Source organism: Bradyrhizobium sp. CCBAU 53421, from assembly GCF_015291625.1.
Taxonomy (GTDB): domain Bacteria; phylum Pseudomonadota; class Alphaproteobacteria; order Rhizobiales; family Xanthobacteraceae; genus Bradyrhizobium.
Map to the genome: position 1 here is coordinate 1,480,990 of NZ_CP030047.1, position 24,929 is coordinate 1,505,918.

Annotated in this window: 25 protein-coding genes; 14 read left to right on the top strand and 11 right to left on the bottom strand. The window is 64.7% G+C overall.

Annotated elements, in window-relative coordinates:
* Positions 1–82 precede the first annotated feature (82 nt).
* On the top strand, positions 83–1,819 hold the full coding sequence (gene poxB / locus XH92_RS06920) for a ubiquinone-dependent pyruvate dehydrogenase (RefSeq protein WP_194458577.1): 1,737 nt from the start codon (positions 83–85) through the stop codon (positions 1,817–1,819).
* A gap of 105 nt (positions 1,820–1,924) precedes the next feature.
* On the opposite strand, the gene cycA is transcribed toward poxB, so the two are convergent.
* Positions 1,925–2,317 (bottom strand): cytochrome c-550 CycA, encoded by a 393-nt coding sequence (gene cycA / locus XH92_RS06925; RefSeq protein ID WP_194458578.1) that lies wholly within the window; start codon positions 2,315–2,317, stop codon positions 1,925–1,927.
* Between the two features lie 249 nt (positions 2,318–2,566).
* On the opposite strand from cycA, the gene XH92_RS06930 reads away from it, so the two are divergent.
* A complete protein-coding gene (locus XH92_RS06930; RefSeq protein WP_194458579.1) occupies positions 2,567–4,060 on the top strand; it encodes an FAD-linked oxidase C-terminal domain-containing protein in 1,494 nt (497 codons plus the stop codon).
* A 157-nt stretch (positions 4,061–4,217) separates the two neighbouring features.
* On the opposite strand, the gene XH92_RS06935 is transcribed toward XH92_RS06930, so the two are convergent.
* A complete protein-coding gene (locus tag XH92_RS06935) occupies positions 4,218–4,631 on the bottom strand; it encodes a hypothetical protein (RefSeq protein WP_194458580.1) in 414 nt (137 codons plus the stop codon).
* Positions 4,632–4,996: 365 nt separating this feature from the next.
* Here XH92_RS06935 and XH92_RS06940 point away from each other — a divergent pair, with 365 nt between their 5' ends.
* Positions 4,997–6,142 (top strand): acyltransferase, encoded by a 1,146-nt coding sequence (locus XH92_RS06940; RefSeq protein WP_246788296.1) that lies wholly within the window; start codon positions 4,997–4,999, stop codon positions 6,140–6,142.
* 46 nt (positions 6,143–6,188) lie between these two features.
* On the opposite strand, the gene XH92_RS06945 is transcribed toward XH92_RS06940, so the two are convergent.
* Complete coding sequence (locus XH92_RS06945) at positions 6,189–6,674, bottom strand: putative quinol monooxygenase (RefSeq protein WP_246788298.1); 486 nt, start codon at positions 6,672–6,674, stop codon at positions 6,189–6,191.
* Positions 6,675–6,992: 318 nt separating this feature from the next.
* Between XH92_RS06945 and XH92_RS06950 the strand changes: the two genes are divergently transcribed.
* The 4 genes from XH92_RS06950 to XH92_RS06965 all read left to right on the top strand — a co-directional run bounded on the left by XH92_RS06950 (position 6,993) and on the right by XH92_RS06965 (position 11,516).
* Positions 6,993–8,231 carry an FAD-binding protein gene (locus tag XH92_RS06950; RefSeq protein WP_194458582.1) on the top strand — a complete coding sequence of 413 codons (1,239 nt, stop codon included), beginning with the start codon at positions 6,993–6,995 and terminating at the stop codon, positions 8,229–8,231.
* Complete coding sequence (gene glcF / locus XH92_RS06955) at positions 8,228–9,544, top strand: glycolate oxidase subunit GlcF (protein ID WP_194458583.1); 1,317 nt, start codon at positions 8,228–8,230, stop codon at positions 9,542–9,544. The genes XH92_RS06950 and glcF overlap by 4 nt, the downstream gene beginning before the upstream one ends.
* Positions 9,545–9,757: 213 nt before the next feature.
* Positions 9,758–10,144 carry a histone gene (locus XH92_RS06960; RefSeq protein WP_194458584.1) on the top strand — a complete coding sequence of 129 codons (387 nt, stop codon included), beginning with the start codon at positions 9,758–9,760 and terminating at the stop codon, positions 10,142–10,144.
* Between the two features lie 382 nt (positions 10,145–10,526).
* A complete protein-coding gene (locus XH92_RS06965; protein WP_194458585.1) occupies positions 10,527–11,516 on the top strand; it encodes a TorF family putative porin in 990 nt (329 codons plus the stop codon).
* Positions 11,517–11,658: 142 nt separating this feature from the next.
* Here XH92_RS06965 and XH92_RS06970 read toward each other — a convergent pair whose 3' ends face one another.
* Entirely contained in the window at positions 11,659–13,401 is a 1,743-nt protein-coding gene (locus XH92_RS06970; RefSeq protein WP_194458586.1) for an ABC transporter ATP-binding protein/permease, read from the bottom strand.
* A 309-nt stretch (positions 13,402–13,710) separates the two neighbouring features.
* Here XH92_RS06970 and XH92_RS06975 point away from each other — a divergent pair, with 309 nt between their 5' ends.
* Positions 13,711–15,381 carry an L-lactate permease gene (locus XH92_RS06975; protein WP_194458587.1) on the top strand — a complete coding sequence of 557 codons (1,671 nt, stop codon included), beginning with the start codon at positions 13,711–13,713 and terminating at the stop codon, positions 15,379–15,381.
* A gap of 198 nt (positions 15,382–15,579) precedes the next feature.
* Positions 15,580–15,996: an META domain-containing protein gene (locus XH92_RS06980; RefSeq protein WP_194461146.1), complete on the top strand. Its 417-nt coding sequence runs from the start codon at positions 15,580–15,582 to the stop codon at positions 15,994–15,996.
* Positions 15,997–16,014: 18 nt separating this feature from the next.
* Here XH92_RS06980 and XH92_RS06985 read toward each other — a convergent pair whose 3' ends face one another.
* Positions 16,015–16,641, bottom strand: a complete 627-nt coding sequence (locus tag XH92_RS06985; RefSeq protein WP_194458588.1) for a hypothetical protein — start codon at positions 16,639–16,641, stop codon at positions 16,015–16,017.
* 317 nt (positions 16,642–16,958) lie between these two features.
* Between XH92_RS06985 and XH92_RS06990 the strand changes: the two genes are divergently transcribed.
* Both XH92_RS06990 and XH92_RS06995 read left to right on the top strand, forming a co-directional pair.
* A complete protein-coding gene (locus XH92_RS06990; RefSeq protein ID WP_194461147.1) occupies positions 16,959–17,597 on the top strand; it encodes a bifunctional transcriptional activator/DNA repair enzyme AdaA in 639 nt (212 codons plus the stop codon).
* Positions 17,549–18,016, top strand: coding sequence for a PaaI family thioesterase (locus tag XH92_RS06995; RefSeq protein ID WP_194458589.1), 468 nt, complete (start codon positions 17,549–17,551; stop codon positions 18,014–18,016). Before XH92_RS06990 ends, XH92_RS06995 begins: the two co-directional genes overlap by 49 nt.
* Positions 18,017–18,174: 158 nt before the next feature.
* On the opposite strand, the gene XH92_RS07000 is transcribed toward XH92_RS06995, so the two are convergent.
* On the bottom strand, positions 18,175–18,702 hold the full coding sequence (locus XH92_RS07000; RefSeq protein ID WP_194458590.1) for an ester cyclase: 528 nt from the start codon (positions 18,700–18,702) through the stop codon (positions 18,175–18,177).
* A gap of 248 nt (positions 18,703–18,950) precedes the next feature.
* On the opposite strand from XH92_RS07000, the gene XH92_RS07005 reads away from it, so the two are divergent.
* Positions 18,951–19,148 (top strand): hypothetical protein, encoded by a 198-nt coding sequence (locus tag XH92_RS07005; protein WP_194458591.1) that lies wholly within the window; start codon positions 18,951–18,953, stop codon positions 19,146–19,148.
* Between the two features lie 19 nt (positions 19,149–19,167).
* Here XH92_RS07005 and XH92_RS07010 read toward each other — a convergent pair whose 3' ends face one another.
* Positions 19,168–20,367, bottom strand: coding sequence for a hypothetical protein (locus XH92_RS07010; RefSeq protein WP_194458592.1), 1,200 nt, complete (start codon positions 20,365–20,367; stop codon positions 19,168–19,170).
* Between the two features lie 106 nt (positions 20,368–20,473).
* Positions 20,474–20,950 (bottom strand): MarR family winged helix-turn-helix transcriptional regulator, encoded by a 477-nt coding sequence (locus XH92_RS07015; protein WP_194458593.1) that lies wholly within the window; start codon positions 20,948–20,950, stop codon positions 20,474–20,476.
* A 96-nt stretch (positions 20,951–21,046) separates the two neighbouring features.
* Between XH92_RS07015 and XH92_RS07020 the strand changes: the two genes are divergently transcribed.
* Positions 21,047–21,415, top strand: coding sequence for an antibiotic biosynthesis monooxygenase (locus XH92_RS07020; RefSeq protein ID WP_194458594.1), 369 nt, complete (start codon positions 21,047–21,049; stop codon positions 21,413–21,415).
* A gap of 47 nt (positions 21,416–21,462) precedes the next feature.
* Here XH92_RS07020 and XH92_RS07025 read toward each other — a convergent pair whose 3' ends face one another.
* The 3 genes from XH92_RS07025 to XH92_RS07035 form a co-directional block, all read right to left on the bottom strand.
* A complete protein-coding gene (locus tag XH92_RS07025; RefSeq protein WP_194458595.1) occupies positions 21,463–21,747 on the bottom strand; it encodes a hypothetical protein in 285 nt (94 codons plus the stop codon).
* A gap of 94 nt (positions 21,748–21,841) precedes the next feature.
* Complete coding sequence (groL, locus tag XH92_RS07030) at positions 21,842–23,476, bottom strand: chaperonin GroEL (protein ID WP_076864933.1); 1,635 nt, start codon at positions 23,474–23,476, stop codon at positions 21,842–21,844.
* Between the two features lie 180 nt (positions 23,477–23,656).
* The gene (locus XH92_RS07035) at positions 23,657–23,953 is read right to left on the bottom strand and encodes a co-chaperone GroES (RefSeq protein WP_018269780.1); all 297 of its coding nucleotides are present in this window, start codon (positions 23,951–23,953) and stop codon (positions 23,657–23,659) included.
* 318 nt (positions 23,954–24,271) lie between these two features.
* Here XH92_RS07035 and XH92_RS07040 point away from each other — a divergent pair, with 318 nt between their 5' ends.
* Positions 24,272–24,790, top strand: a complete 519-nt coding sequence (locus XH92_RS07040) for a hypothetical protein (RefSeq protein ID WP_194458596.1) — start codon at positions 24,272–24,274, stop codon at positions 24,788–24,790.
* Positions 24,791–24,929: the final 139 nt, after the last annotated feature.

The following is a 24,929-nucleotide window of genomic DNA, read 5'->3' on the forward strand; positions in this document are numbered from 1 at the left end:
CCGGTGAGGCTTGCGCGGTTGCATCCTGCCGAACATCATGCTGCCGCGCGGTTCTACAGATCTCACCCAAAGGACGAGCCCCATGCGGATCGACAACATCGCCGACCTCATCGCCGAAACCCTTGCCCAGGCCGGCGTGAAGCGCATCTACGGTGTCGTCGGCGACAGTCTCAACGGCTTGACCGAGGCGTTGCGCAAGCGCGGCACCATCGATTGGCTGCATGTGCGCCACGAGGAGGTGGCGGCCTTCGCCGCTGCCGCCGAATCCCAGATCACCGGTGACCTCGCGGTGTGCGCGGGCTCCTGCGGCCCGGGCAATCTGCATCTCATCAACGGCCTGTTCGACGCGCATCGCAGCCGCACGCCGGTGCTGGCAATCGCGGCGCAGATCCCCTCCGCCGAAATCGGCGGTGGCTATTTCCAGGAGACCCATCCGCAGGACCTGTTCCGCGAATGCAGCCATTATTGCGAGCTGGTGTCAGATCCGGCGCAATTGCCTTACATGCTGGAGAACGCGATCCGCGCCGCGGTCGGTAAGCGCGGCGTCGCAGTCTTGGTGCTGCCGGGCGACGTCGCGATGCGGACGGCGCCGAAGCGCGACATCGCGCCGAATGCCGGCCTGCTGCCGCCGGTGCCGGTGGTGCGTCCGGCCGACGCCGAACTGAACGCGCTGGCCGCGCTGCTCAATGGCGCGCGGCGCGTCACGCTGTTCTGCGGCCGCGGCTGCGCCGGCGCGCATGACGGCCTGCTCAAGCTTGCCGAGGCGCTGAAAAGCCCGATCGTGCACGCGCTTGGCGGCAAGGAGTATGTCGAATACGACAATCCCTACGACGTCGGCATGACCGGCTTCATCGGCTTCTCCTCCGGCTATGCCGCGATGCACGGCTGCGACGTGCTGCTGATGCTCGGCACCGACTTTCCCTACAAGCAGTTCTTCCCGACCGGCATCAACATCGCGCAGGTCGATATCCGCCCCGAAAATCTCGGCCGCCGCTGCAAGCTCGATCTCGGCATCGTCGGCGACGTCGGCGAGACCATCGCCGCGCTGCTGCCAAAGCTCAACCCGAAGAGCGAGCGCAAATTCCTCGACGCCAGCCTCGCGCATTACAAGGACGCCCGCGCCGGGCTCGACGATCTCGCTCGCGGCAAGCCGGGTCAAAAGCCGATCCATCCGCAATATCTGGCGCGCCTGCTCAGCGAGCAGGCGAGCGAGGATGCGGTGTTCACCGCCGACGTCGGCACGCCGACGATCTGGGCCGCGCGCTATCTGAAAATGAATGGCCGCCGCCGGCTGGTCGGCTCCTGGGTGCACGGCTCGATGGCCAATGCGATGGCGCATGCGATCGGCGCGCAGGCGGCGCAGCCGGGACGACAGGTGGTGTCGATGTCCGGCGACGGCGGCTTTGCCATGCTGATGGGCGATCTGATCACGCTGACCCAGGCCAAGCTGCCGGTGAAGGTCGTGATCTTCAACAACAGCGTGCTCGGCTTCGTCGCGCTGGAGATGAAGGCCGCCGGCTTCATCGAGACCGGGGTCGATCTGAAGAATCCGGATTTCGCGGCGATGGCCCGCGCCATGGGCCTTCACGGCGTCAGGGTGGAGGATCCCGGCGAGCTCGAGGGCGCGATCCGCGACGTTTTCGCGCATGATGGCCCGGCCGTGCTCGACGTCGTAACCGCGACACAGGAATTATCGATGCCGCCGACCATTACGCTGGAGCAGGTGAAGGGCTTCAGCCTGTGGGTGCTGCGCGCCGTGATGAGCGGGCGCGGCGACGAGGTGGTCGATCTCGCCAAGACCAATCTGTTGCCGCGCTGACCGCGGCGGCGCAAATCAGAAAGCCGGAAGGGGATGGCGATTCAGGAAACGCCATCCCCTTCCAGTGTCCGCCCTGGCAGGGCGGACGGCGTCCGATACCGCCGATTACTTCTGCTTGCCGTCCTTGTCGAACGACGACACGTAGGCCCACAGATTGTTGGCCTCGGTCTCGTTCTTGATGCCGGCGAAGGCCATCTTGGTGCCGGGGATCTTGGCCTTCGGATCCTTGATGTATTCGAGGAACTGATCCTTGTTCCAGGTGATGCCGGAGTTCTTGTTGGCATCGGAATAATTGTAGTCCGGCGCGGTGCCGGAGTGGCGGCCGTCGAGGCCGTTGAGCTCGGGTCCGACCTTGTTCTTGGCACCTTCGCCGATCGCATGGCAGGCGAGGCATTTGTTGAACGAGGTCTTGCCGGCGGCTGCATCCTGCGCCAGCGCGGAGGATGCGGAGGCCAGCGATGTGACGACCGCCAGCGCGCTCAAGGTCTTTAGGTTCATGGGGTTCTCTTCGTTTCGTCCCGGGGGGCAGTGATCGTTTGTGGCATGTCCGGCTTGGACAGGACAAGCCACGAAACTTTGACAGGTTTCATGGCCGCCCGCTTGTCCGAGAGAGAACTCGTCCTTGCCGGGCGGGACAATGGGACCTTCGGCCGGGCGACCGAAACAAGGCGACTGAAACAGGTGCAGACCTGATTGATTTGTCGTAACAAATTGGCAAAGCGCAAGCAGCGCTCCGAGGGAACAGCGATGTCCATCATGATGCCGGCGGCCGACCAGGCCGTCCTCGCCCGCCGCGCCGAAATCGTCGCCGCCTTGCGCGCAATCGTCCCGGGCGAGGGCGTGATCGACAGTGCGGCCGAGATGCTGGCCTATGAATCCGACGGCCTGACCGCCTATCGGCAGCCGCCGATGGTCGTGGTGCTGCCCGATACCAGCGAGCAGGTCGCGAAGGTGCTCAAATATTGCCAACAGCAGGGCATCAAGGTGGTGCCGCGCGGCTCCGGCACCTCGCTGTCCGGCGGCGCGCTGCCGCTTGCGGATGCCGTGCTGCTCGGGCTCGGCAAGTTCAAGCGGATTCGCGAGATCGACTTCGACAACCGCGTGGTGGTCACCGAGCCCGGCGTCACCAACCTTGCGATCAGCCAGGCGGTCGCCCATGCCGGCTTCTATTACGCGCCCGATCCGTCGTCGCAGATCGCCTGCTCGATCGGCGGCAATGTCGCGGAGAATTCCGGCGGCGTGCACTGCCTGAAATACGGCATGACCACCAACAACGTGCTGGGCTGCGAGATCGTGCTGATGAGCGGCGAGATCCTGCGCATCGGCGGCAAGTCGGCCGAGAATGCCGGCTACGATCTGATGGGGATCATCACCGGCTCGGAGGGGTTGCTCGGCGTGATCACCGAGATCACGGTGCGCATCTTGCAGAAGCCGGAGACGGCGCGCGCGCTGATGGTCGGTTTCGCTGAGGTCGAGGCAGCCGGCGAATGCGTGGCCGCGATCATCGGCGCCGGCATCATTCCGGGCGGCATGGAGATGATGGACAGGCCGGCGATCCACGCCGCGGAAGCCTTCGTCCATGCCGGCTATCCGCTCGATGTCGAGGCGCTGCTGATCATCGAGCTCGACGGTCCGCAGGTCGAGGTCGACGAATTGATCAAGCGGGTCGAGGCGATCGCACAAGGCTGCGGCTCGACCTCGTGCCAGATCTCGACCTCGGAGGCCGAGCGCAACCTGTTCTGGGCCGGCCGCAAGGCGGCATTCCCGGCGGTCGGGCGCATCTCGCCGGACTATCTCTGCATGGACGGCACCATCCCGCGCGGCGCGTTGCCGAAGGCGCTGGCGCGGATCCGCGAGCTCTCGGAGAAATACGGCCTCGGCGTCGCCAACGTGTTCCACGCCGGCGACGGCAATCTTCACCCCTTGATCCTCTACGATGCCAACAAGCCGGGCGAGATCGAGAAGGCGGAAGCGTTCGGCGCCGACATCCTGCGCTGCTGCGTCGAGCTCGGCGGCGTGCTGACCGGTGAGCATGGCGTCGGCATCGAGAAGCGCGACCTGATGCCGGAGATGTTCACCGAGATCGACCTCAACCAGCAGCAGCGGCTGAAATGCGCGTTCGATGCGGCGGGCCTGCTCAACCCCGGCAAGGTGTTTCCCACCCTGCACCGTTGCGCCGAGCTCGGCCGCGTCCATGTCCACGCCGGCAAGCTGGCTTTCCCGGATATCCCGCGGTTCTAGTGTCCCAAATCCGAAGTTCGCATCATTTGCCGCGCCTTCGGAGCGAACTTCGGATTCGATAAGGACACTAGCAAACTTATGATTCTAGTGTGCTTTATGAATGCGAAGTTCGTGAAAGCGGCTGCCGCGAAATCGCACGAACTTCGCATTCAGCACACTAGTACCGTCTCACCAGGCCGCCTGCCGCGCTGGCATCGCCATATGCGGCGCAGGCCCGTTCGGGGTCCGCTATCAAGTCCGCCCGGACTCGCTTGAAGGTCTTGCCGGCAGCTTCGGACACCTCGGGGCGGAATTTGCGCGGATCGTAGTCATCGCCATCGTTGGCCTTGATGGCCGCGTCAAAGGCGCTGATCATGGCCATGGCGGCGTCGGGGCTGCCGAGAAGCCGCGCGCCGAGCTGAACGCCGCCGGCACCGTCGGCCTCATAGCCGGTGCATCGTTGCTCGAGCACCGCGGCCGCGGTGACGAGCTGCTCCAGGAACGTCGCCTCGGCGTCGGTGAGCATTGCGGCGCGCGCCTGGCCCGCCAGGATCATCGCGAGCAGCGCGATCGCTGTCGGTTTGATGTTCATTGTGGCGGTTCTCCTGCGGCTGTTGAGCCGCGATCAAAATCACCGATCGTCGAATAAGGGTCGTGCCGACTCTTTAGGGCATCTGGCGCCACGTCAGCTATTGGCCCCAAGGTCAACAGGCATCGTTGTCGGCCGCAAGGGGCGATCGGGAATTTGTCGGCGCACACGCCGGCGCCTCGTCGATCGATACATTTCGACCGATCGCGCTAGCCGGCCGATAACCTTAACCGGTGCTTGACGCGACGGCCGTGGCAGGCCGCCGGCGCTGCCGTTGCGCGTCGCTGCAATTGCGGCGGCCAACGTTTACACGGCCTTCAACTGTTCCTCGGTATTTTCCCAAGATGCACGTCTTCGGCAACACATCGATGCCCAGCCTGGCTGATCAGCTGGCGCTTTCGCGCAATCGGCCCGCAGGTTTCGACTACATGCGGATCGTGCTGGCGGTATCGATCATCTGCCTGCACAGCCTGAACGTGACGCTCGGGCTTGGCCGGGCGCTGGAAATCCTAGGCTCGTTCCGCATCGGCATCGCGATGATCCTCGCGCTGTTCTTTGCCCTGAGCGGCTTCCTGGTGACGGCGAGCCTGCAGCGGTGCAAGAGCCTGATTTCCTTCCTCGGCCTGCGCGTGCTTCGGATCGGACCCGCGCTCGCGGTCGAGACGACGCTGTCGGCCGTCATCATCGGCTCGCTGTTCACCGAACTGCCACTGGCGCAGTATGTCGTCGACCCGACCTTCCACGCCTATTTCCTCAATATCGTCGGCGACATCCATTACGAGCTGCCGGGCGTCTTCGCCCACAATCCGCTGCCGGACCTGGTGAATGCCCAGCTCTGGACGGTGCCCTATGAACTGTGGTGCTACGTCGTGCTGGCGCTGCTCGCGGTGACCACGATCTGCTTCAACAGGGTGGCCTACCTTGTGTTCCTGGTGATCGTTCAGGTCGCCCTGGTGAGCTACGACGTCTATCGTTGGGAGGAGGTGCCGATCCAGCTTCGACCGCATCTTCTGGTGTTCTGCTTCCTTGCCGGTGTCGGCTTCTACCTCTGGCGCGACAAGGTGCCCTTCAATCGGACGGCCTGCCTGCTGGCGCTGGTGGCGTGTGCCGCCGGCATGGCCACCGGACGCGGCGACGCGCTGGCTCCGGTGCCGGCCGCCTATGTGGCGTGCTATCTCGGCCTGATGAATCCGCGGCGGAGCTGGATCGTCTCGTCGGGCGATTACTCCTACGGGCTCTATCTCTATGGGTTCGTTATCCAGCAGTGCGTTGCCGCGTTCGGCCCGCCGGTTCAGTACTGGTATCTGAATATCCTGATCAGCCTGCCGCTCGCCTTCGGCGTCGCCGTCGCGTCCTGGCATCTGGTCGAGAAACATGCGCTGCGGCTCCGCGGCCATGTCGAGACGTTCGAGGCCGCGGTGTTGTCGCGGATTTCGATCGTCGGCTTCTGGCGCAAATCGCCCGAGCGGGTCGAGCTGCGCGCAACGCTCGGCAACGGCAGCGCATCGATCTGATCCGCGCTCGCGGGAAGGATGGGCATCCTCCCCGCGGCGCCGTCACTCACAGCAGCGTGTATTGCGTCCGTTCGCGCTTGGCGAGCAGCGGCAGCGCCTGCTCCGCGATGTAGGTCTTGAAGTAGGCGCTCTCCGCATGCGCCTTGAACGCCGCTTCGTCCTGGAACAATTCGTAGAACAGGAATTGCGCCGGATTGTCCTTGCCGCGGCCGATCAGGAACAGCTTGGTGCCGGGGTCCTTCTGCGCCTCGGGCAGGAAGCTGTCGAGAATTGCCGCGACCTTGTCGGCCTGTCCTTCCTTGGCTTCCCATTGCGCCACGACCAGAAGGCCTGACGTGTTGATCGCATCGCTGATCGTTCGCGTGCTCATCGCATAGTGCTTCATATGCATTCCTCCGTTGCTTTGCTCCGATCGGGCTTGCGATCCGGCGAAGGGCGAGACGCCGGCGATCGTCATGATCGCGGCGAACGAGCCGATGGCCGATCGCCGGGTGAGCATCATCGCCGTGGTCGTGAGTTCCGAACGCTTCATGATCGCCTCCAGATGATTTGCGCCAACCGTCTTGCCGGCCGAACCGCGAGGCGACAGATAGTGGATCGTGCCGCGCACTCGGTTAGGCGGCGGTCGAAGTGTCGATGTCGTGAAAATGGTTCGACATTGGTCGAAGTGTTGCGTCTCCGCCTGCACAGGACGCGCGATGTGGCCAAAACCTCGAGCCGGGTGGCCCGACCGCCGTTCCCACCACTGTCGGGGGCGGCAGGCCCCGCTTTCGGGCCATTCCGTCGGCGTTTGCGACGGTCGGGTTCGTCGCATTTGATCTCGGAGCCAAATTTCGTTACCGACTAGCGCGTGGAAACGCTCAAAGTCAGAGACATCAAGGACGTCGAAGAGGTGGTGCGCGCCGCTGTCGCCAGCGAGCAGCCGCTCGAGGTCATTGGTCACGGATCGAAACGCGCCATCGGCCATCCGATGGCGACCAATGCGGTGCTCGACGTCTCGGTGCTGAACGCGGTCAGTTCCTATGAGCCGAACGAGCTGATCATCACCGTGCAGGCCGGCGCGCCGCTCGCCGACGTACAATCCCTGATCGACGCCAAGAACCAGCAATTCGCCTTCGAGCCGATGGACACGTCCGTGCTGCTTGGCGGCGCGGGAGCCGGCACGATCGGCGGCATGGTCGGCGCCGGCCTGGCCGGTCCGCGCCGCATCAAGGCCGGCGGCGCCCGGGACCATCTGCTCGGGGCGCACGCCGTGTCCGGGTTCGGCGACAGCTTCAAGACCGGCGGGCGGGTGGTGAAGAACGTCACCGGCTACGACCTCTGCAAGCTGCTCACCGGTTCCTGGGGCACGCTCGCGGTCATGACCGAGGTGACGCTCAAGGTCATGCCGAAGCCGGAGGCGGAACGCACGCTGGTGCTGCGCGGTCTCGACGACATCGCCGCCAACAAGGCGATGACGGCGGCGCTGGGTTCGCCCTTCGACGTCTCGGGTGCGGCGCATCTGTCGGGCTCGGCATTGCGGTCCGGCACCGGCGCGCTCGCCGGCCTCGCAGCCTCCGGCCAGGCGGTCACGCTGGTGCGGCTTGAAGGCATTTCGGCGTCGGCGGCACATCGGGCGGCTTCGCTCAGCCAGGCGCTGTCGTCCTATGGAACGGTCGACAGCCTCGCTGACGACGCCTCGGTCGCGGCCTGGGGCGCGCTGCGCGACGTGGCGCCGTTCGCGGCGAACGGCACGCTCGGAGCCTGGCCGGTGTGGCGCATCGTTTGCCCGCCGGCCTCGGGCGGTGCGCTCGGTCAGGCGCTGGCGCGCTTAACCGGGGGCGACGTGATCTACGATTGGGGTGGCGGATTGATCTGGGCCGCGGTGCCGCAGAGCGCCGACGCGCAGGCCGCGCTGGTCCGCGGCCAGGTCGAGGCGATCGGCGGGCACGCCACCCTGATCCGCGCCACCGAGGATGTGCGCCGTGCGGTCGATGTGTTCCAGCCGCAGCCGGCCGGGCTTGCCGCACTCGGCGAACGGGTGCGGGCGAGTTTCGATCCGAGGTCGGTCCTCAACCGCGGCCGGATGATGCGAGGCGGGGCTGCATGAAGACCGAGTTTACCCTGGCGCAGCTCGCCGATCCCGACATCAAGGAAGCCGACAAGATCCTGCGCGCCTGCGTGCATTGCGGCTTCTGCACCGCGACCTGTCCGACCTACGTGCTGCTCGGCGACGAGCTCGATAGCCCGCGCGGCCGCATCTACCTGATCAAGGAGATGCTGGAGAAGGACAAGCCGCCGACGGCTGAGGTGGTCAAGCATATCGATCGCTGCCTGTCGTGCCTCGCCTGCATGACCACCTGTCCGTCGGGCGTGAACTACATGCACCTCGTCGACCAGGCCCGGGTCCGGATCGAGCGGGATTACCGGCGTCCGCTGACCGAGCGGCTGCTGCGGTCGGTGCTCGCCTTCGTGCTGCCGCGGCCGGGCCTGTTCCGGATCAGCATGATCCTGGCCGGGCTCGCCCGTCCGTTCACGGCGCTGCTGCCGACGCCGTCGGTCGGCGCATCGAGCCCCGGCCTGCTGCGGCGGATCAAGGCGATGCTGGCGCTGGCGCCGCGCGGCCTGCCGCGGCCGGGCCCGGCTGCGGGAACCGTGTTTGCGCCGATCGGTCGGCGTCGCGGCCGCGTCGCGCTGCTGCAGGGCTGCGCCCAGCAGGTGCTGGCGCCACGCATCAATCAGGCCGCGATCAACGTCCTGACCCGGCACGGCGTCGAGGTGGTGTTGGTCAGGGACGAGCAATGCTGCGGCGCCCTGACCCATCACATGGGACAGGACGACGACGCGCTGGCGCGCGCGCGCGCCAACGTCACGGTGTGGCAAAGGGAAGCGGACAGAGAAGGGCTCGACGCCATTCTGGTGACGACCTCGGGCTGTGGGACAGTCGTCAAGGACTACGGCTACCTGCTGCGCGAGGACAAAACGTTCGCCGAGCCTGCCAAGCGAATCTCGGCGCTGGCAAAGGATATCACCGAGTATCTCGCTGACCTCGAGCTCGCGCCTTCAACGCAGAAAGGCGACATCACCGTCGCCTATCACTCGGCTTGTTCGTTGCAGCATGGACAGAAAATCACTCAACTTCCGAAAGAATTGCTTTCCAAGAATGGATTCGTGGTGAAAGATGTGCCTGAGAGCCATTTGTGTTGCGGTTCGGCGGGGACCTACAACATTCTCCAGCCCGACATTGCGAGCAGATTGCGCGATCGCAAGGTCGCCAATATCGCGCTTGTCAAACCGGACATGATCGCTGCGGGCAATATTGGCTGCATGGTTCAGATTGCCGGCGGTACGTCAGTTCCTGTGGTGCACACGATTGAGCTTCTCGATTGGGCGACAGGAGGTCCCCGGCCAGGATTGAATTGATCGACTGCCACTCGAGCATGATCCGGACCCCAGCCTTGCCCTGACGCAAACTGAAGGACCGGCGCTTCCCTGCCACAGACGCGAAGCGATCGCGCGGCCATCATGCCCGACAAGCGAAGTGGAGGGTGCCTCTCCCCGAGGTGCGGCCAACGACCGGCAAGCGATCACTTCAATACGCGGTGGACTCAAATCAGCGGCAACAGGAGGACCACGATGGCGAAGGCGAAGAAGGCAAAGAAAAGCAAGAAGGCCAAAAAGGCCAAGAAGGCGGTGGCGGCGAAGAAGAAGTCCGCGAAGAAGTCGGCCAAGAAGGCTGCGAAGAAGTCCGCAAAGAAATCGGCGAAGAAGTCGGCCAAGAAGGCCGCCAAGAAGACCGCCAAGAAAGCTGCGAAGAAGGCTGCTCCGAAGAAGGCCGCGAAGCCGGCCGCGAAGAAAGCCGCCAAGAAGAGCGCTCCGAAGAAGGCCGCCGCGCCGAAGCCGGCCGCCCCGGTCGCAGCTCCCCCGGCGCCCGAGCCTGCGCCGCAGCCGGCCCCGAGCTGGGCCACGCCGAGCAACGAGCCGGCGCCGAGCTGGGGCACCTCCGAGGGCGAGCACCACTAACCGAACCTAGTGTCGGTTCACCTGATCGAAGCCGCAGCGGACGCCGCTGCGGCTTTTTCGTATCGGCAGTCCGTAATTTTGCGGAGACGCGATTCGCGTCGATGCCGGCCGCAGCATGTCGAACTGTTGCTAGAATCCGATTTTGCGTGCCGCTCAACCGGCGCGGGAGCCATGAGTCTTGTGGTGCAAATGCAACACCCGCCGACCAACATGTGGCGATGCTGCCAGAACGCCTAAAAAGTCGGCAGATGCATGTCTTTTCGCCTTCACGGTACCGTGCACGGGCCTCAGATTGAGCCCACGCGATTTAGTCGCAGTCCGTTATCGCGCGCCCTGGGGGCCACCGGAGCTGGGCTGTCTGGAAAAGTAGATGGGGATCGTCATGAAGAAACTGGCTTTGTTAGCAACGGCGCTAGCAATGATTTCGAGCACGGCAATGGCAGCTGACATGGCGGTGAAGGCCGTCAAGGCGCCGCCGCCGGCTCCCTTCGATCCCTGGGACATCGCCTTCGGTGCCGGCATCGTTAGCGACTACATCTTCCGCGGCGTCACCCAGTCGAACCACAATCCGTCGGTCACCGCCTATTTCGAGCCGCGCTATAACGTCAACAAGGACCTGCAGCTCTACATCGGCACCTCGACCGAGAGCATCTCCTTCGCCAATCGCGCCGCGGCCGAAGTCGACGTCTACGGCGGTATCCGCCCGACCTTCGGCGCCTTCGCCTTCGACATCGGTGTCTGGGGTTACCTGTATCCGGGTGGAACCTGCTACTTCGGTGCGCCGTTCGACACCGCCGGCAAGGCCGTGGGTGCCGAGTGCGCCCTCAATTTCCTGCCGAACGGCAACGTCATGAAGAAGGACGTCTCGTTCTTCGAAGTCTATGGCAAGGCGACCTGGACCATCAACGACAACTGGGCGTTCACCATCAACGAATACTACTCGCCCAACTTCCTCAACACCGGCGCCTGGGGCAACTACTCCTCGATCATCGGCAAGTACACTGCGCCCAGCACCGTGTTCGGCACCAGCGGCGTCGGCATGTATGTGTCGGGTGAGTTCGGCCGGCAGTGGCTCGGCACCTCCGACAGCTTCTACGGCGTTCCTGCGTTCCCGAACGGCATCAAGTATGCCGACTACAACACCTGGAACATTGGCATCGGCTTCACCTACAAGGTGTTCACGCTCGATCTGCGCTACTCCGACACCGACCTGTCGAAGGGCAATTGCAGCGCCTTCACCAGCGACTATACCGCGGGCGGCACCAACAACGTGACCCCGATCAACCCGCTCGGCACCGGCTCCAACTGGTGCGGCGCGGCCGGTATCGCCAAGCTCTCGGTCGACCTGACCGCGATGTCCAACCTGAAGTAATTTCCTCTCCCGAGGATCGCAGGGGGCGGCAGAGCAATCTGCCGCCCCCTTTGTTTTGTGGACGGCGCGTGCCGGTGGCGCCGGCTGCCGTTGGCTTGGCATCAGCCGCAGGCCGTGACCGCGGCTGATGCCGTAACCCCACTTACGACGCGGCGGCCTCGACCTTGTCACGCAAGCTGAAGCGGTCGCCGTCGCGGACCAGCGAAACGTTGCGCTGGTGGAAGGCGTCGAGCGTTGTGCGGTGGCCGATCGAAACCACCGTGGTGCCGGGCAGCTTCTCGGCGATCAGCCGGTACAGCGCGGCTTCCGACGGCTCGTCGAGTGAGGCCGTCGCCTCGTCGAGGAACAGGAATTTCGGTGCATGCAGCAGCGCGCGGGCGATGCCGAGCCGCTGCTGCTCGCCGAGCGACAGCATCCGGTTCCAGTGCGCTTCTTCCTGGAGCCGCGTCGCGAGCTGGGGCAATCCGACGGCGGTGAGGACCTCACGGACCCGCCCAGCATCGTAGCTCGCAGCCTGGCCAGGATAGACCACCGCGTCATGCAGCGAGCCGATCGGCAGATAGGGACGTTGCGGCAGCATCATCAGGCTGGCATTGGCGGGAACCTGGACCGCGCCGCGGCCGAACGGCCAGATGCCGGCCACCGCGCGGAACAGCGTCGACTTGCCGGCGCCGGAGGGGCCGGTGACCAGTGTGCGTTCATTGTCGCGAACGCTGAAGCCGTCGGCCGCGAGCAGCGGCTTGCCGTCCGGCAGGGTGACCAGGAGATCGTCGAGATCGATGGTGTCGCCGCCTGAAGGTTTGACGTGGATGATGTCCTGCCGCTGCGCGAGCGCATCGCCACCGCGGATCGAGTTCTCGAAGCCATCGAGACGCGCGACCACCGATTGCCATTCGGCCAGCGTCCGGTAGGCCGTGATGAAGAACGACAGCGAATCCTGCACGCTGCTGAAGGCGGAGGCGGTCTGCATCATGCCGCCGAGCTGGATCTTGTTGGCGAAATAGGCCGGTGCGATCAGCACGTAGGGGAAGATCACGGCGGCTTGCGAATAGGTCGCGGTGAACGCGGTCAGCTTCTTGGTTCGCTGCATGATGTCGAGCCAGTTTCCGACCACGAAACCGAAGCGATCGAGCAATCGCGTGCGCTCGGCCGGTTCGCCGTGCAGCAGTGCGATCTGCTCGGCGTTCTCGCGGGTGCGGACCAGGTTGAAGCGGAAATCGGCCTCGAACCGCTGCTGCCGGAAGTTGAGGTCGACCAGCGGCCTGCCGATCACATGGGTCAGGACCGTTCCGAGGATCGCGTAGACCAGCGCGCCCAGCACCAGATAGCCGGGAATCGCGATGTCCTTGCCGAACAGATGCAGCGGCGCCTGATTGGACAGGCCCCACAGGATGAACACGAAGGATGCAAGCGTCACCACGGCGCTCAGCAAGCCGATCCCGAGCGTCAGGGTCTGTTCGACGAAGCGCTGGGTGTCGTCGGCGATACGCTGGTCGGGGTTGTCGGCGGCATCGCCGAGCAACTGCATACGATAGTGGTTGGCATCGTGCAGCCAGCCGCCCAGATAACGCGTGGTCATCCAGCGCCGCCAGCGAATCTGCAGCCATTGATTGAGATAGAGCTGGTAGACCTTCAGGCCGATCCAGAATGCCGCGAGCACGCAGAAATAACCGATCTGATAGGTGAAGACCGCCTGATCACGCTCCTGCAGCGCGTTGTAGAAAACATTGTTCCATCGGTTGAACAGCACGGTCAGAAAGACGCTGGCAAGCTCGATGATCACCACCGCAGCCAGAAGTCCGCGGCCTGCCCATTTGTCGTCGGAGTTGAAATAGGGCGAGGCGATGCGCCACACCGTCGCGAGTGTCGAGCGAATGTTTTTCACAGATTATCGTCTCCGGGGAAGCGGCCGCAACGGCCTGAAGAATCGGGACAATCGCAGTGCACCTCGACTAAAGTCGTAGGTCTGGCATGCAAGCGTTGGCTTGTCCCGGCGATCGAGTCAACCCTAGCATGACGACAACGGCGAGGGGCGGGGGACCTTCGATTTTTCGCGAGGATGTGAGCGATCCTTACCGATCGTTCATTCGCGAGCCGGGGCTGCAGTTTTTCCGACGGACTCCCGCAATCGCACCAGCGCGCCTGCCTGCATTGAGGCCGGGGCGCTGCATAAGAATGTGGGAAGGACCCCGAGATGAACACCTGGAATCAAATCTACAATCCGCTGAACAATGCGGGACTGTCGACGCTGGCGGCCGCCATTCCCGTGGTCACGCTGCTGGTCCTGATCGCCAGCGGCAGGGTGAAGGCGCATATCGCGGCGATCATCGCCGTGATCGTGACCAACCTGATCACGATCTTCGTGTTCACGATGCCGGCCGGCATGTCGATCCGCGCATCGATCCTCGGCATCGTCACCGGGTTCTTCCCGATCGGCTGGATCGTGCTCAACGTCATCTTCCTCTACCAGGTCACGGTGAGGTGCGGGAAGTTCGAGCTGTTGAAGCGCGCGGTCGGCGGCGTCACCGAGGATCGCCGCCTGCAACTGCTCCTGATCGCGTTCTCGTTCGGCGCCTTCTTCGAGGGCGCCTCGGGCTTCGGCACGCCGGTCGCGATCACCGGTGCGGTGCTGATCGGGCTCGGCTTCTCGCCGCTCGCAGCCTCCGGCCTGTCGCTGATCGCGAACACGGCGCCGGTCGCCTACGGCGCGCTCGGCACGCCGATCCAGGGCCTCGCCTCGGTCACCGGGCTCGATCCCTACATCCTCGGCGCCATGGTCGGCCGGCAGCTGCCGCTGTTCTCGCTGATCGTGCCATTCTGGGTGGTGTGGGCTTTTGCCGGCTGGCGCGGCATGAAGGAGATCTGGCCGGCGATCCTGGTCACTGGCGTGTCGTTCGCGGTCCCGCAATTCGTGATCTCGAACTACATCAATCCATGGATCGTCGACATCGGTGCCTCGCTGATCTCGATGGGCATGCTGATCCTGTTCCTCAAGATCTGGCAGCCGCGGCAGCTCTGGCTGTCGCCGGCGCTGCGCGGCCGCGATGAATCGGCAGCGACGATGCAGGCCGCTCCGCCGCTCGACAAGACGCCGCTGACCCAGAGCGAATTGTGGAGCGCGCTGCTGCCGTGGATCATCGTCTGCATCCTGATGCTGATCTGGGGCAACGGCGCCTTCAAGACCTGGGCGAATGCCAACTTCACCTGGAACTATGCGGTGCCCGAACTCGACAAGCTGATCTTCAAGGTGCCGCCGGTGGCCGCCAAGCCGACGGCGGAAGGCGCCGTGTTCAGCTTCACCTATCTGTCGTTCACCGGCACCGGCATGCTGATCGCCGCGATCATCTCGGGTCTGTTGATGGGCTTCTCGCCGGCGAAGCTGATCGCCGAATATGGCCGCACCATCCGCCTCTGCGCGATCTCGCTGATCACGATCTCGGCGATGCTGGCGATCGGCACGCTGACCCGGCTGTCCGGCGTCGACGCCACGCTCGGCCTCGCCTTCGCGGCGACCGGCGTGCTCTATCCCTTCTTCGGCACCTTGCTCGGCTGGCTCGGCGTGGCGCTGACCGGATCGGATACCGCCTCGAACGTGCTGTTTGGCAATCTGCAGAAGATCACCTCCGAGCAACTCGGCCTGCCGCCGGTCCTGATGGCGGCGGCGAACTCCTCGGGCGGCGTGATGGGCAAGATGATCGATGCGCAATCGATCGTGGTCGCCTCCACCGCGACCAACTGGTACGGCCACGAGGGATCGATCCTGCGCTACGTGTTCCTGCACTCGATCGTGCTGGCGTGCCTGGTCGGTCTGTTCGTGACCTTGCAGGCCTATGTCTTTCCGTTCACGGCGATGGTTCTGAAATAAAGAGGCGAGGCGTCGCCCAAACGAAGATTCCCGCGGGCGCGAGCCCGCGGGGATTTGCTTTTCAAGCGCTTTTTCTCGCGCCGTCATTCTGGCCAATCGCGGCCTCGTCCCCTACAAGGGCGGCGTCAGAGCATGATCCGGAAAAGTGGAAGCCGGTTTTCCGAATAGATCATGCTCAAAAGCGATCCTGGGAATGGCATGATCTCGATGAAGCGGATTCTGAACGGCGGCATGGCCGCGTTGGCGCTGGTTGCAACCGCTGTTGCCGCGAGGCCCGCGCAGGCCCAGGAAGAATTCCCGTTCGGCTTCGTGATGACGCTCGATGCCGCCCGCATGCCGGGGTCCAAGCGGATTCCCTCGATCGAGGTCGGCGACAACGGCGAGGTGATCCTCGAACTGTGGTGCGACGGCGGCAAGGGCCAGTTCTCGGTTGCCGGCGGCACCATCGTGTTCGTTCCCGGCGCGATGGAGAACCGCACCTGCACGCCGGACCGGGCGCAGGCCGACAAGGATCTGCTCGCAGCGCTCGGCGACATGACGAGCTGGAAACGTCAGGGCGATCAGGTCACGTTCATCGGCAGCAAGCAGCTGCGTTTCGTGATCAACAGCAACTGATACATCGAGCGCAGCCGCTCAGGGCGTCGCCACCAATCCGCTCGCGGTGGCGACGATCCAGCGATTGCCCCAGCGCACGATGGAATCGACCCGGCCGAGGCCAGGGACGACGTCGCCGCGTGCGGCCATCTTGACGCCTTCCGGCCCCTCCAGCACGGCGGTGCCGTCGCGGACTTCGACCACCGACCATCCGGGGATCGTGCTCGGACGCGTCTCCGGTCCCGCTGCCAGCTGCGGCTTCGACCCGAGTGCGGTGGCCTGCGCACCGAGCGTGGTGGGCGCGGCCCCCAGCACTTGCGGGCGTGGATTGGCGATGGTCTTGGGAATGCTGCCGGTGACGACGGGGTCGGCGTTGGACGCGGTCCGGCGCGGGCTCTCGCTCTTTCGGCTCGGCGGCGCCTCCGCGATGTGCGGGACCGGCGCTTCCTTCTGGGCCACCGGGACCGGGGCCGGAGCTATCAAGTCGTGCCAGTTGGCACCGCCGGTCCATCCCAGCACGAAGCTTGCGGCCAGCGCGGTCGCTGCCAACAGCGCGGTGCCGATCCGGTCGGCGAACGGCTCCCGCAGCAGCAAAGCGGCGTCTTGATTCTCGCCTGAGACGTCCCAGAGGTCCGCCGTCTGCGCCGGCGAATGACCCTCCGTCACATCCGTTGGCCAGATGCTCCCAGGACTGATCGGCTCGCGGTCTTGCATGGCGTGACCTGTGTTCGGTGACGCAAAGGATGATCCTCGAAACTAAATCGAGCCTTAATTTTCGGTGACCGAACTGCGGCAGCACGAAGTCTTTTGGTCGCAGGCCCCGTAAATTGACGGAGCGGCGAGCGAAGCGATGCCGTCCCAGCGAACAAGCGTGCGACGGAGCGCCGAGGGGCGTCACGCCGCCCTGCATGCAGCGGTCGTTTCCGGACGCCGTCACCGCAAACCGGGTCGTCGCGGCGAGCTTGCGTCGCTATATTGGTTGCATGCTCGATTTCGCCGCACAATATGCCGCCTTTCAGCGCCGCGACCCGGCCTGGGACGGCATCGTGTTCGTCGCGGTCAGGACCACGGGCGTGTATTGCCGTCCGGTGTGCCGGGCGCGCACGCCGCTCGCCCGCAATGTGCGGTTCTATGGCAGCGCCGCGTCGGCCGAGCGCGCCGGTTACCGGCCCTGCCTGCGCTGCCGTCCCGAAGCGGCGCCGTTCTGCCCGGCATGGAAGGGCACCAGGACCACGGTCGAGCGCGCGCTGGCGCTGATCGAAGCGGGCGCGCTCGACCACGACACCGTCGCCGCGCTGGCCGACCGGCTCGGCATCGGCGCGCGGCATCTGTCGCGTCTGTTCGCCGAGCATCTCGATGCCTCGCCGCTGCAGGTCGCGCTCTCGCTGCGTGTGCAGCGGGCCAAGCGCCTGATCGACGGCAGTAATCTCCCAATCCGTCTGGTGGCGCAGCGCGCCGGCTTCTCCAGCGCTCGGCGCATGAACGCCGCATTCGCAAGGCTCTACGGCCGCTCGCCTGTCTCGCTGCGACGGAAGCGGCCGCCAACCTCATCAAGCAATGATGGAGATCAGCAATGGCCAAGAGCTACGGCACCGTCAGCGCCGAACAGAAACTCAAGATGAGCGGTCTCGCATTCGTCCAGGGGCTCGCCTCAGGTGCGTTGCCGCTCAACACCATCGCGCGGACGCTCGGCTATGACGTCACCGAGGCCGAGCACGGCCGCGTCGTCGTCACGCTGCTGCCGACGGATGCGCATCTCAATCCGGCCGGCACCGTGCATGGCGGTCTCACCGCAACGCTGCTCGACAGCTGCATGGGACTTGCGGTGCAGTCGACGCTCGACGCCGGCACCAGCCAGACCACGCTCGAATTCAAGATCTCGCTGGTGCGGCCGATCACGCCGGACACCGGTCCGATCCGGGCCGAGGGCCGTGTGCTCAATTGCGGCCGCCGCATCGGCACCGCGGAAGGTAGGGTCACCGACGACAAGGGGCGGCTGCTCGCGCACGGCACGACGACCTGCCTGATCTTTCCGGCTTGATGCCGAACGTCGTGCAATATTGGAATGCCTCCAGCGCGACGCCGGATTGGAGGCCTTCAAGTTCACTGAGCCGGTCAATTGGGCTACCCGAACGCGCAAGAACCGCGTTCGGAGAGTCTCATGCGATCGCCGACGGAGTCACGCTATCCGGCCTGCGTTCAGCGCGGGCCTTCCGGATATCCCGGCATGTTGTTCCAGCCGGCCGGCAGCTCGCCGCCCGGCCGCGCCGCGCTGCCGGCGTGTTCGGGCAGGCGGATGAGGCCGAGTTGCAGCATGGCGGTGATCGCATCTTCTTGCCCCAGCTCCTCGGCAATCCGTCCGTCCTGCACGCGCAGCACGGTGGTGCCGGCGAATGTCATCTTGCGTCCGGAGGCCGCGGGCAGCGAGCCGAGCCGGAAGTCGCTGAACGCAGGACCGGTGTGGGTGCCGCCGCCTTCCCAGCGGCCGACAACGAGGTTGCCTTCCGCGATGAGATCGCCGACGCCCCGGAAATCGAGATCCGGAAACGCTTCGCGAAATTCGGTCATGAACTTCATGACGGCGGCGCGGCCCTTCTTCGGCTCGTGCATCGGGTAATGCACGACAATGTCCGCCGTTGCGAGCTCGTTGATGATGCGCGGATTCCAGGGGCTGCCCCAGAACTCCTTGAACCAGCGGCCGACCACGGCCTTGTTTTGCTCCGACATCCCTTCGTCTCCATTTGCGCGTTGCCGGCATCTCGACCGGCGTTGTCTCGATGCGCGCAGTGAACATTTGGAGGCGTGCCTCGCACCACCCGATTCCAGATCAGGTGCGCGATGGCATTCGAGATGGGATTCCGCTTTGCCGATATGGCGTTTAGCACCGCTTCTCGAGCGTCGTTGCGCAATCGGAAAGCGGGTGGTTCGCGCAACGCGCGCGCGACATGGTTTGCACCGACACACAGGAGAACATCATGCGCAACTTCGATGCGATCGCCGCGTTGCGCGGCGAGGGATTTCGTCCCGAGCTGCGGGCGCTGCTCGATCGCGTTGCGATCGAGCCTCGTTTCGAATTGTTCGTCAGAAGCGACGGGATGCTTCAGTCCGGTCCGGACGCAGTTCCCGAGATGGCGCGCGACAACGTGGTGCCGCTGAAGACGAGGGCAGCCTGAATCGGGAGGACCCCCGGCTTCAGTGCCACACCGACTTGTCAGCGTCCCAGCGCTGGCCCTTGAGTTCCTTGAGCAGCGCGTCGATCGCGCCGTTGTCGTCCTTGGCCTCGCTGCCTTCCTCGTCGCTGCTGGAATCGTCGGAGAGGTTGAGCTTGGCGCCGGCGCTGTCGTCCGACGTCGAGACGGTGGGGCTCGAGACCCACAGCATCAATTTGTCCGAGCTGCCGGGTTTGTCAGGCGAGACGAGGGCGGTGACCTCGTAATTCTGGGTGAGGCCGAGCGCTGGGTAGATCGCGCTCGGCCGCTTCAGCACCAGCTTGAGCTTGCCGGTGTTCGCGTTCCAGGTCGCTGAGGCCGGCTTTGCCGCAAGCGTCTTCGCCAGCACATTGGAAATCGCAGTCGCGAGCTTGTCCTTGTTGATCTTGTCGCCGTCGCGCCAGTCGGCGGCGGCGAAACGGATGGTGCGGTCCATCTCCACCACGCCGCTGGTCCAGCCGGCCGCCGTCACGCCGGGCGCCGATTTCGCCTTGGCGAGCAGCGCGCTGGCGTGCTCGGGATCGACGGTGAGGTTGATGGTCTGCTCACCGGAGCGCATCGCGTCGCAGGTCACCGCGAGGCTGGAGGTGCCTACCTCGACGGCCTCGCCCTTCAGGCTCTTGAGGAAGTCGGCAGCCGCATCGAGCTTGACCCGCACGCCGATCGATTCCGGCGAGACGTCGGTAAAATCCTTCGGCTGCGGCGTGATGCCGTCCTCGGTGGCCTGGTTATCCTGGAATTCCTTCTCGCTGAGATCGGAATTGTCGGTCGAGGCGACCTCGGTCACGGTCTGGCCGATCGTGATCTGGCCGCGGAACTCAAAGCTGTCGCCGGTCTGCTTGCGGTTCAGCTTGATCGTGATCGGCTGCTTGTCGGCGACGCTCTGGGTGGTGCCGGTGAGCGTCTGGCCGTTGATGGTCAGGTTCGCGACGAAGCGGTCCTTGCGGTCGGAACTCTTGTCGGCGGGATAGCAGAGGTCGAGCACGGCCGCGGTCACGGTCTTGCCCTGGCGGGTTTCCTTCAGCACGACGTCGGCATTGCCGTCCATCAGGCCATCGATCGCGGTGAAATAGCGCGTCTCGGGGCCGTTCGACGGCGCCGGCTTGGTTTGCAGCTTCATCTGGGCGAGGGCAGGTGCCGAGACGACGGCAACACCGAGCAGCAGGAGCGGGAGCGCGCGCATACGATAAGTCCTCGAAGGGGCAGAATCGGTTCCGTCGTAACTAGCAAACCCCCGTGTCATTGCCAAAAAAGAAGGCCGCCTAACGGCGGCGCTTCCATAATCGCTGTCATGCGCGTTCGTCAGGTTCCTGGCCGTTCTCCAGCCTGCCGCGCAGCGTGCTGACGACGCGGCTCACGGTTTCGATGTCCTTCACCGCCAGCCCGTCGGCGAGGCCGTTCACCCAGGGCAGCTGCAGGCGCATCGCCGCGTCGAAGCTTTGCCGCCCCTTCTCGGTCAGCACCACGAGCTGGGCGCGGCGGTGATGCGGGTTGGTCTCGAATGTGACGAGCCCGTCCCTTTGCAGGTCGTTGACGATCCGCTGCACGTTCTGTCTGGCAGCGCCGAGGTCGCGCGCCAGCCACGCCACCGGTTGCGGGCGCTCGGTGGTGACGATGGCGCCGAGGATCTGCCAGCGCGCGCTGGTCAGACCGAGTCCCGCCACCATCCGGTCGCCAGCGGTGAACAGCAGGCTGTTGAGCCTGAACAGGTCAAGAATCAGGCTGCTGAGGGCCTCGCCGGCCGGCGTGCGCTTGGTCTGCGGCATTTGTCACCATAAGTTTATATTGACATCATGATGTCAATGTACTATGTATCGATCTGATCGAAATGACATCATAGTACCAAATTAACGGAGTCAGCCATGCCGCAGATGCGTCCCCTCGACCCCGCATTCCCGATCGACCGCCAGCTCGCCGTCGAAGCCAGCAACGTCGTGCTCGTCAACCTCTTCACGCTGGACAAGGCCGACGAGAACACCTTCCTCAAGGCCTGGCAGGCCGACGCCGCCATCATGAAGCGGCAGCCCGGCTTCATCTCGACCCAGCTGCACCGCGCGCTCGGCGACAGCCCGGCCTATCTGAATTACGCGGTATGGGAATCGACCGCGGCGTTCCGGGCAGCTTTTGCAAACCCCGAGTTCAGGGCCAAGCTCGCGGCCTATCCGGATTCGGCGGTCGCCTCGCCGCATCTGTTTCAGAAGGTGGCGGTGCCGGACGTCTGCGTGGCGTAGCAGGCTGCCGGATTTATGGGCTCGTTGCAGTCAAGGATCGCCCAACCCTAGATCATCATCAGAACGCCCAGCGTGGCGAGAGCGGTAAGGAACGATATGTCCAGAAATCGCAGCGGCGCCTTTGGACGGTGACCGGTCGAGCCAGCAACGAAGTAGTAGACGCAATAGCCTGCGGCGAGCACGACAAACGTCAACGTTTGCTTGAACCAGAACGTCAAGATGACCGCGAGATCATCGATGCTGTCTTGGGCATAGGCGCCCAGCGCGAGCACCGCGCCGATCGCGTAGAACAGCACAAGCGTTGACGTCAGGGATTGGGCGTCGCGGGACATCGGATGATCCTTACAACTCGATCGTGATCAAATCGCAAAAAAGAAGGCCGCCCGGAGGCGGCCTTCGATCTCGATCGTGATGTGACGACGGGGCTTAGAAGCCGCCCATACCGCCCATGCCGCCGCCCGGCATCGCCGGGGCCGCGTCCTTCGGCACTTCGGCGACCATGGCTTCGGTGGTCACCAGCAGGCCGGCCACCGAGGAGGCGTCCTGCAGAGCGGTGCGCACCACCTTGGCGGGGTCGATGATGCCCTTGTCGACCATGTCGACATAGTCCTCGGTCTGGGCATCGAAGCCGAACGTCTCCGACTTGTTCTCGAGGATCTTGCCGACCACGATCGAGCCCTCGACACCGGCGTTCTCCGAGATCTGGCGAACCGGAGCTTCGAGCGCCTTGAGCACGATGTTGATGCCGGCCTGGACGTCGGCATTGGGGTTGGTGAGACGGCCGACCGCCTTCTTGGCGCGCAGCAGCGCGACGCCGCCGCCGGGCACGATGCCTTCCTGCACCGCGGCGCGGGTCGCATTCAGCGCGTCCTCGACACGGTCCTTCTTCTCCTTGACCTCGACCTCGGTCGCGCCGCCGACCTTGATCACGGCAACGCCGCCGGCGAGCTTGGCAAGGCGCTCCTGCAGCTTCTCACGGTCGTAGTCCGAGGTGGTCTCCTCGATCTGCGCCTTGATCTGGCCGACACGGGCGTCGATGTCCTTCTTCTTGCCGGCGCCCTTGACGATCGTGGTGTTCTCCTTGTCGATCACGATCTTGCCGGCGCGGCCGAGCATGTTGACCGTGACGTTCTCGAGCTTCATGCCGAGGTCGTCGGAGATCAGCTGACCGCCGGTCAGGATCGCGATGTCCTCCAGCATCGCCTTGCGGCGATCGCCGAAGCCCGGCGCCTTGACGGCGGCAACCTTGAGGCCGCCGCGCAGGCGGTTGACCACCAGCGTCGCCAGCGCCTCGCCCTCGACGTCCTCGGCGAGGATCAGGAGCGGACGGCCCGACTGCACCACGGCTTCCAGCACCGGCAGCATCGACTGCAGGCCGGACAGCTTCTTCTCGTGCAGCAGGATGTAGGCATCCTCGAGCTCGGCGGTCATCTTCTCGGCGTTGGTGATAAAGTAGGGGCTGAGATAGCCGCGGTCGAACTTCATGCCCTCGACGATGTCGACCTCGGTCTCGAGCGACTTGTTCTCCTCGACGGTGATGACGCCCTCGTTGCCGACCTTCTGCATCGCCTGCGCGATCATCTTGCCGATGGCGGCATCGCCATTGGCCGAGATGGTGCCGACCTGGGCGACTTCGGATGAGGAGGCGACCGGCTTGGCGCGCTTCTCGATGTCCTTGATCACGGCGGCAACCGCAGTGTCGATGCCGCGCTTGAGGTCCATCGGGTTCATGCCGGCGGCGACCGACTTGGCGCCCTCGCGGACGATGGCCTGCGCCAGTACGGTCGCGGTGGTGGTGCCGTCACCGGCGGTGTCGTTGGTCTTGGAGGCGACCTCGCGCAGCATCTGCGCGCCCATGTTCTCGAACTTGTCGTCGAGCTCGATCTCCTTGGCGACGGTGACGCCGTCCTTGGTGATGCGGGGAGCACCGAAGCTCTTCTCGATGACGACGTTGCGGCCCTTCGGGCCAAGCGTCACCTTCACGGCATTGGCGAGCACGTCGACACCGCGCAGCATGCGGTCGCGGGCGTCTCCGGCGAATTTTACGTCCTTGGCAGCCATTGATTTGAACTCCTGGAATGTTTGTGAATTGCTTGCCGTCTGTTGACGCTCGTCATCGCCGGGCTTGACCCGGCGATCCATCGCCTTCGTATTCGTAAGAGTCTTTGGAAGCGTGATGGATGCCCGGGTCAAGCCCGGGCATGACAGCGGAGGGCACGGCGGCCCCCGGAGTTCATGGCCCTACGCCAGCACACCCATGATGTCGGACTCCTTCATGATCAGGAGCTCCTGGTTGTCGAGCTTGACCTCGGTGCCCGACCACTTGCCGAACAGCACGCGGTCGCCGACCTTGAGGTCGATCGGGATCAGCTTGCCGGCTTCGTCGCGGCCACCCGGGCCGACGGCGACGATCTCGCCCTGCGACGGCTTCTCCTTGGCCGAGTCCGGAATGATGATGCCGCCTTTGGACTTCTCCTCGGCATCGATACGCTTGACCACGACGCGGTCATGCAGTGGGCGGAAGGTGGATTTAGCCATGACGTTCCCTCTTGGAGGCTCGGTTTCAGGTCCGGTTCATCGAGACCGGCGTTGAATGCCGGCCCGGTCGGCGCCAGGCAGGACGCCCGACGCATTTAGCAATCGTGGTGCAAGAGTGCTAATTGTGGGCCGGGAAATATGGCTTGGCGCAGTTTCTGTCAAGCAAACGGGTTAAGGCCTTGGTGAGGCCAATATAGGATGGTGGACCAGAAACCAAATCGTAGCGATGACGTAATTTTGTCAGACGTCATTGCTCCGCCTTAAGTTTTACGCTTGGCTGCAGGACGGGTGCGGCCGGGACATTGTCGGGGGATGCATATGATCAGGTCACTCAACGCGCGATTGGTCGCACGGTTCGCGGCTGTTTCGGCGCTGACGACACTTTTGGGGGCGTGCGGTGGCATGAGCCTGCCGTCGCTGTCGTCGAACCCCGAGCCAGGGCCGGTTGAACCGGGAGTGGCCCCGGAGATGCCGGCGAGCATCCGCCCCGACGAGATCGTCGGCCGCTGGGGTCTCGCCTCGTTCCAGAATCCCGCTGACCGCGCCCGCACCGAGGCCGCCGCGCGCGGCCAGTGCAAGCAGCCTTATGTGATCGGCGCCGGCCAGAACGGCGGCGTCATCATGCATCTGGCCGATCAGGCCACCCCGCAGGAACTGCGGCTGAAGGGTTCCCCGAGCGGCAAGAACTATATCGGCCCGCCCGGACCTGTGCCCGGCGAGCAGGACCGCGAGATCATCTCGTTCGACGGCCGGGTCCTGATCACGCGCTTCGTCGACAAGGACGCCGCCACCCGCTACGGCAACATGGTCTATGTCCGCTGCGCCCCGAGGGCGTAACAGCGCGGCGTTCGTTTATCCGCGGCTAGGGCCACATCGGCAGTTCGCCTCTCCCCTTGTGGGAGAGGCCGGATTGCATCGCCAGATGCAAGCCGGGTGAGGGGTCTCTTTCCGCGAGGCCTAGGACCGATCGACATTC

Coding starts and splice junctions, on each gene's coding strand:
- XH92_RS06930 (WP_194458579.1), top strand. CDS start 2,567: ATGTCCATCATGATGCCGGCGGCCGACCAGGCCGTCCTCGCCCGCCGC.
- XH92_RS06980 (WP_194461146.1), top strand. CDS start 15,580: ATGATCTCGATGAAGCGGATTCTGAACGGCGGCATGGCCGCGTTGGCG.
- XH92_RS06960 (WP_194458584.1), top strand. CDS start 9,758: ATGGCGAAGGCGAAGAAGGCAAAGAAAAGCAAGAAGGCCAAAAAGGCC.
- XH92_RS07010 (WP_194458592.1), bottom strand. CDS start 20,367: ATGCGCGCGCTCCCGCTCCTGCTGCTCGGTGTTGCCGTCGTCTCGGCA.
- XH92_RS06965 (WP_194458585.1), top strand. CDS start 10,527: ATGAAGAAACTGGCTTTGTTAGCAACGGCGCTAGCAATGATTTCGAGC.
- cycA (WP_194458578.1), bottom strand. CDS start 2,317: ATGAACCTAAAGACCTTGAGCGCGCTGGCGGTCGTCACATCGCTGGCC.
- XH92_RS07000 (WP_194458590.1), bottom strand. CDS start 18,702: ATGTCGGAGCAAAACAAGGCCGTGGTCGGCCGCTGGTTCAAGGAGTTC.
- poxB (WP_194458577.1), top strand. CDS start 83: ATGCGGATCGACAACATCGCCGACCTCATCGCCGAAACCCTTGCCCAG.
- XH92_RS06945 (WP_246788298.1), bottom strand. CDS start 6,674: ATGAAGCGTTCGGAACTCACGACCACGGCGATGATGCTCACCCGGCGA.
- XH92_RS07040 (WP_194458596.1), top strand. CDS start 24,272: ATGATCAGGTCACTCAACGCGCGATTGGTCGCACGGTTCGCGGCTGTT.
- XH92_RS07035 (WP_018269780.1), bottom strand. CDS start 23,953: ATGGCTAAATCCACCTTCCGCCCACTGCATGACCGCGTCGTGGTCAAG.
- XH92_RS06995 (WP_194458589.1), top strand. CDS start 17,549: ATGGCCAAGAGCTACGGCACCGTCAGCGCCGAACAGAAACTCAAGATG.
- glcF (WP_194458583.1), top strand. CDS start 8,228: ATGAAGACCGAGTTTACCCTGGCGCAGCTCGCCGATCCCGACATCAAG.
- XH92_RS07020 (WP_194458594.1), top strand. CDS start 21,047: ATGCCGCAGATGCGTCCCCTCGACCCCGCATTCCCGATCGACCGCCAG.
- XH92_RS06975 (WP_194458587.1), top strand. CDS start 13,711: ATGAACACCTGGAATCAAATCTACAATCCGCTGAACAATGCGGGACTG.
- groL (WP_076864933.1), bottom strand. CDS start 23,476: ATGGCTGCCAAGGACGTAAAATTCGCCGGAGACGCCCGCGACCGCATG.
- XH92_RS06990 (WP_194461147.1), top strand. CDS start 16,959: ATGCTCGATTTCGCCGCACAATATGCCGCCTTTCAGCGCCGCGACCCG.
- XH92_RS07025 (WP_194458595.1), bottom strand. CDS start 21,747: ATGTCCCGCGACGCCCAATCCCTGACGTCAACGCTTGTGCTGTTCTAC.
- XH92_RS07005 (WP_194458591.1), top strand. CDS start 18,951: ATGCGCAACTTCGATGCGATCGCCGCGTTGCGCGGCGAGGGATTTCGT.
- XH92_RS06940 (WP_246788296.1), top strand. CDS start 4,997: ATGCCCAGCCTGGCTGATCAGCTGGCGCTTTCGCGCAATCGGCCCGCA.
- XH92_RS06935 (WP_194458580.1), bottom strand. CDS start 4,631: ATGAACATCAAACCGACAGCGATCGCGCTGCTCGCGATGATCCTGGCG.
- XH92_RS07015 (WP_194458593.1), bottom strand. CDS start 20,950: ATGCCGCAGACCAAGCGCACGCCGGCCGGCGAGGCCCTCAGCAGCCTG.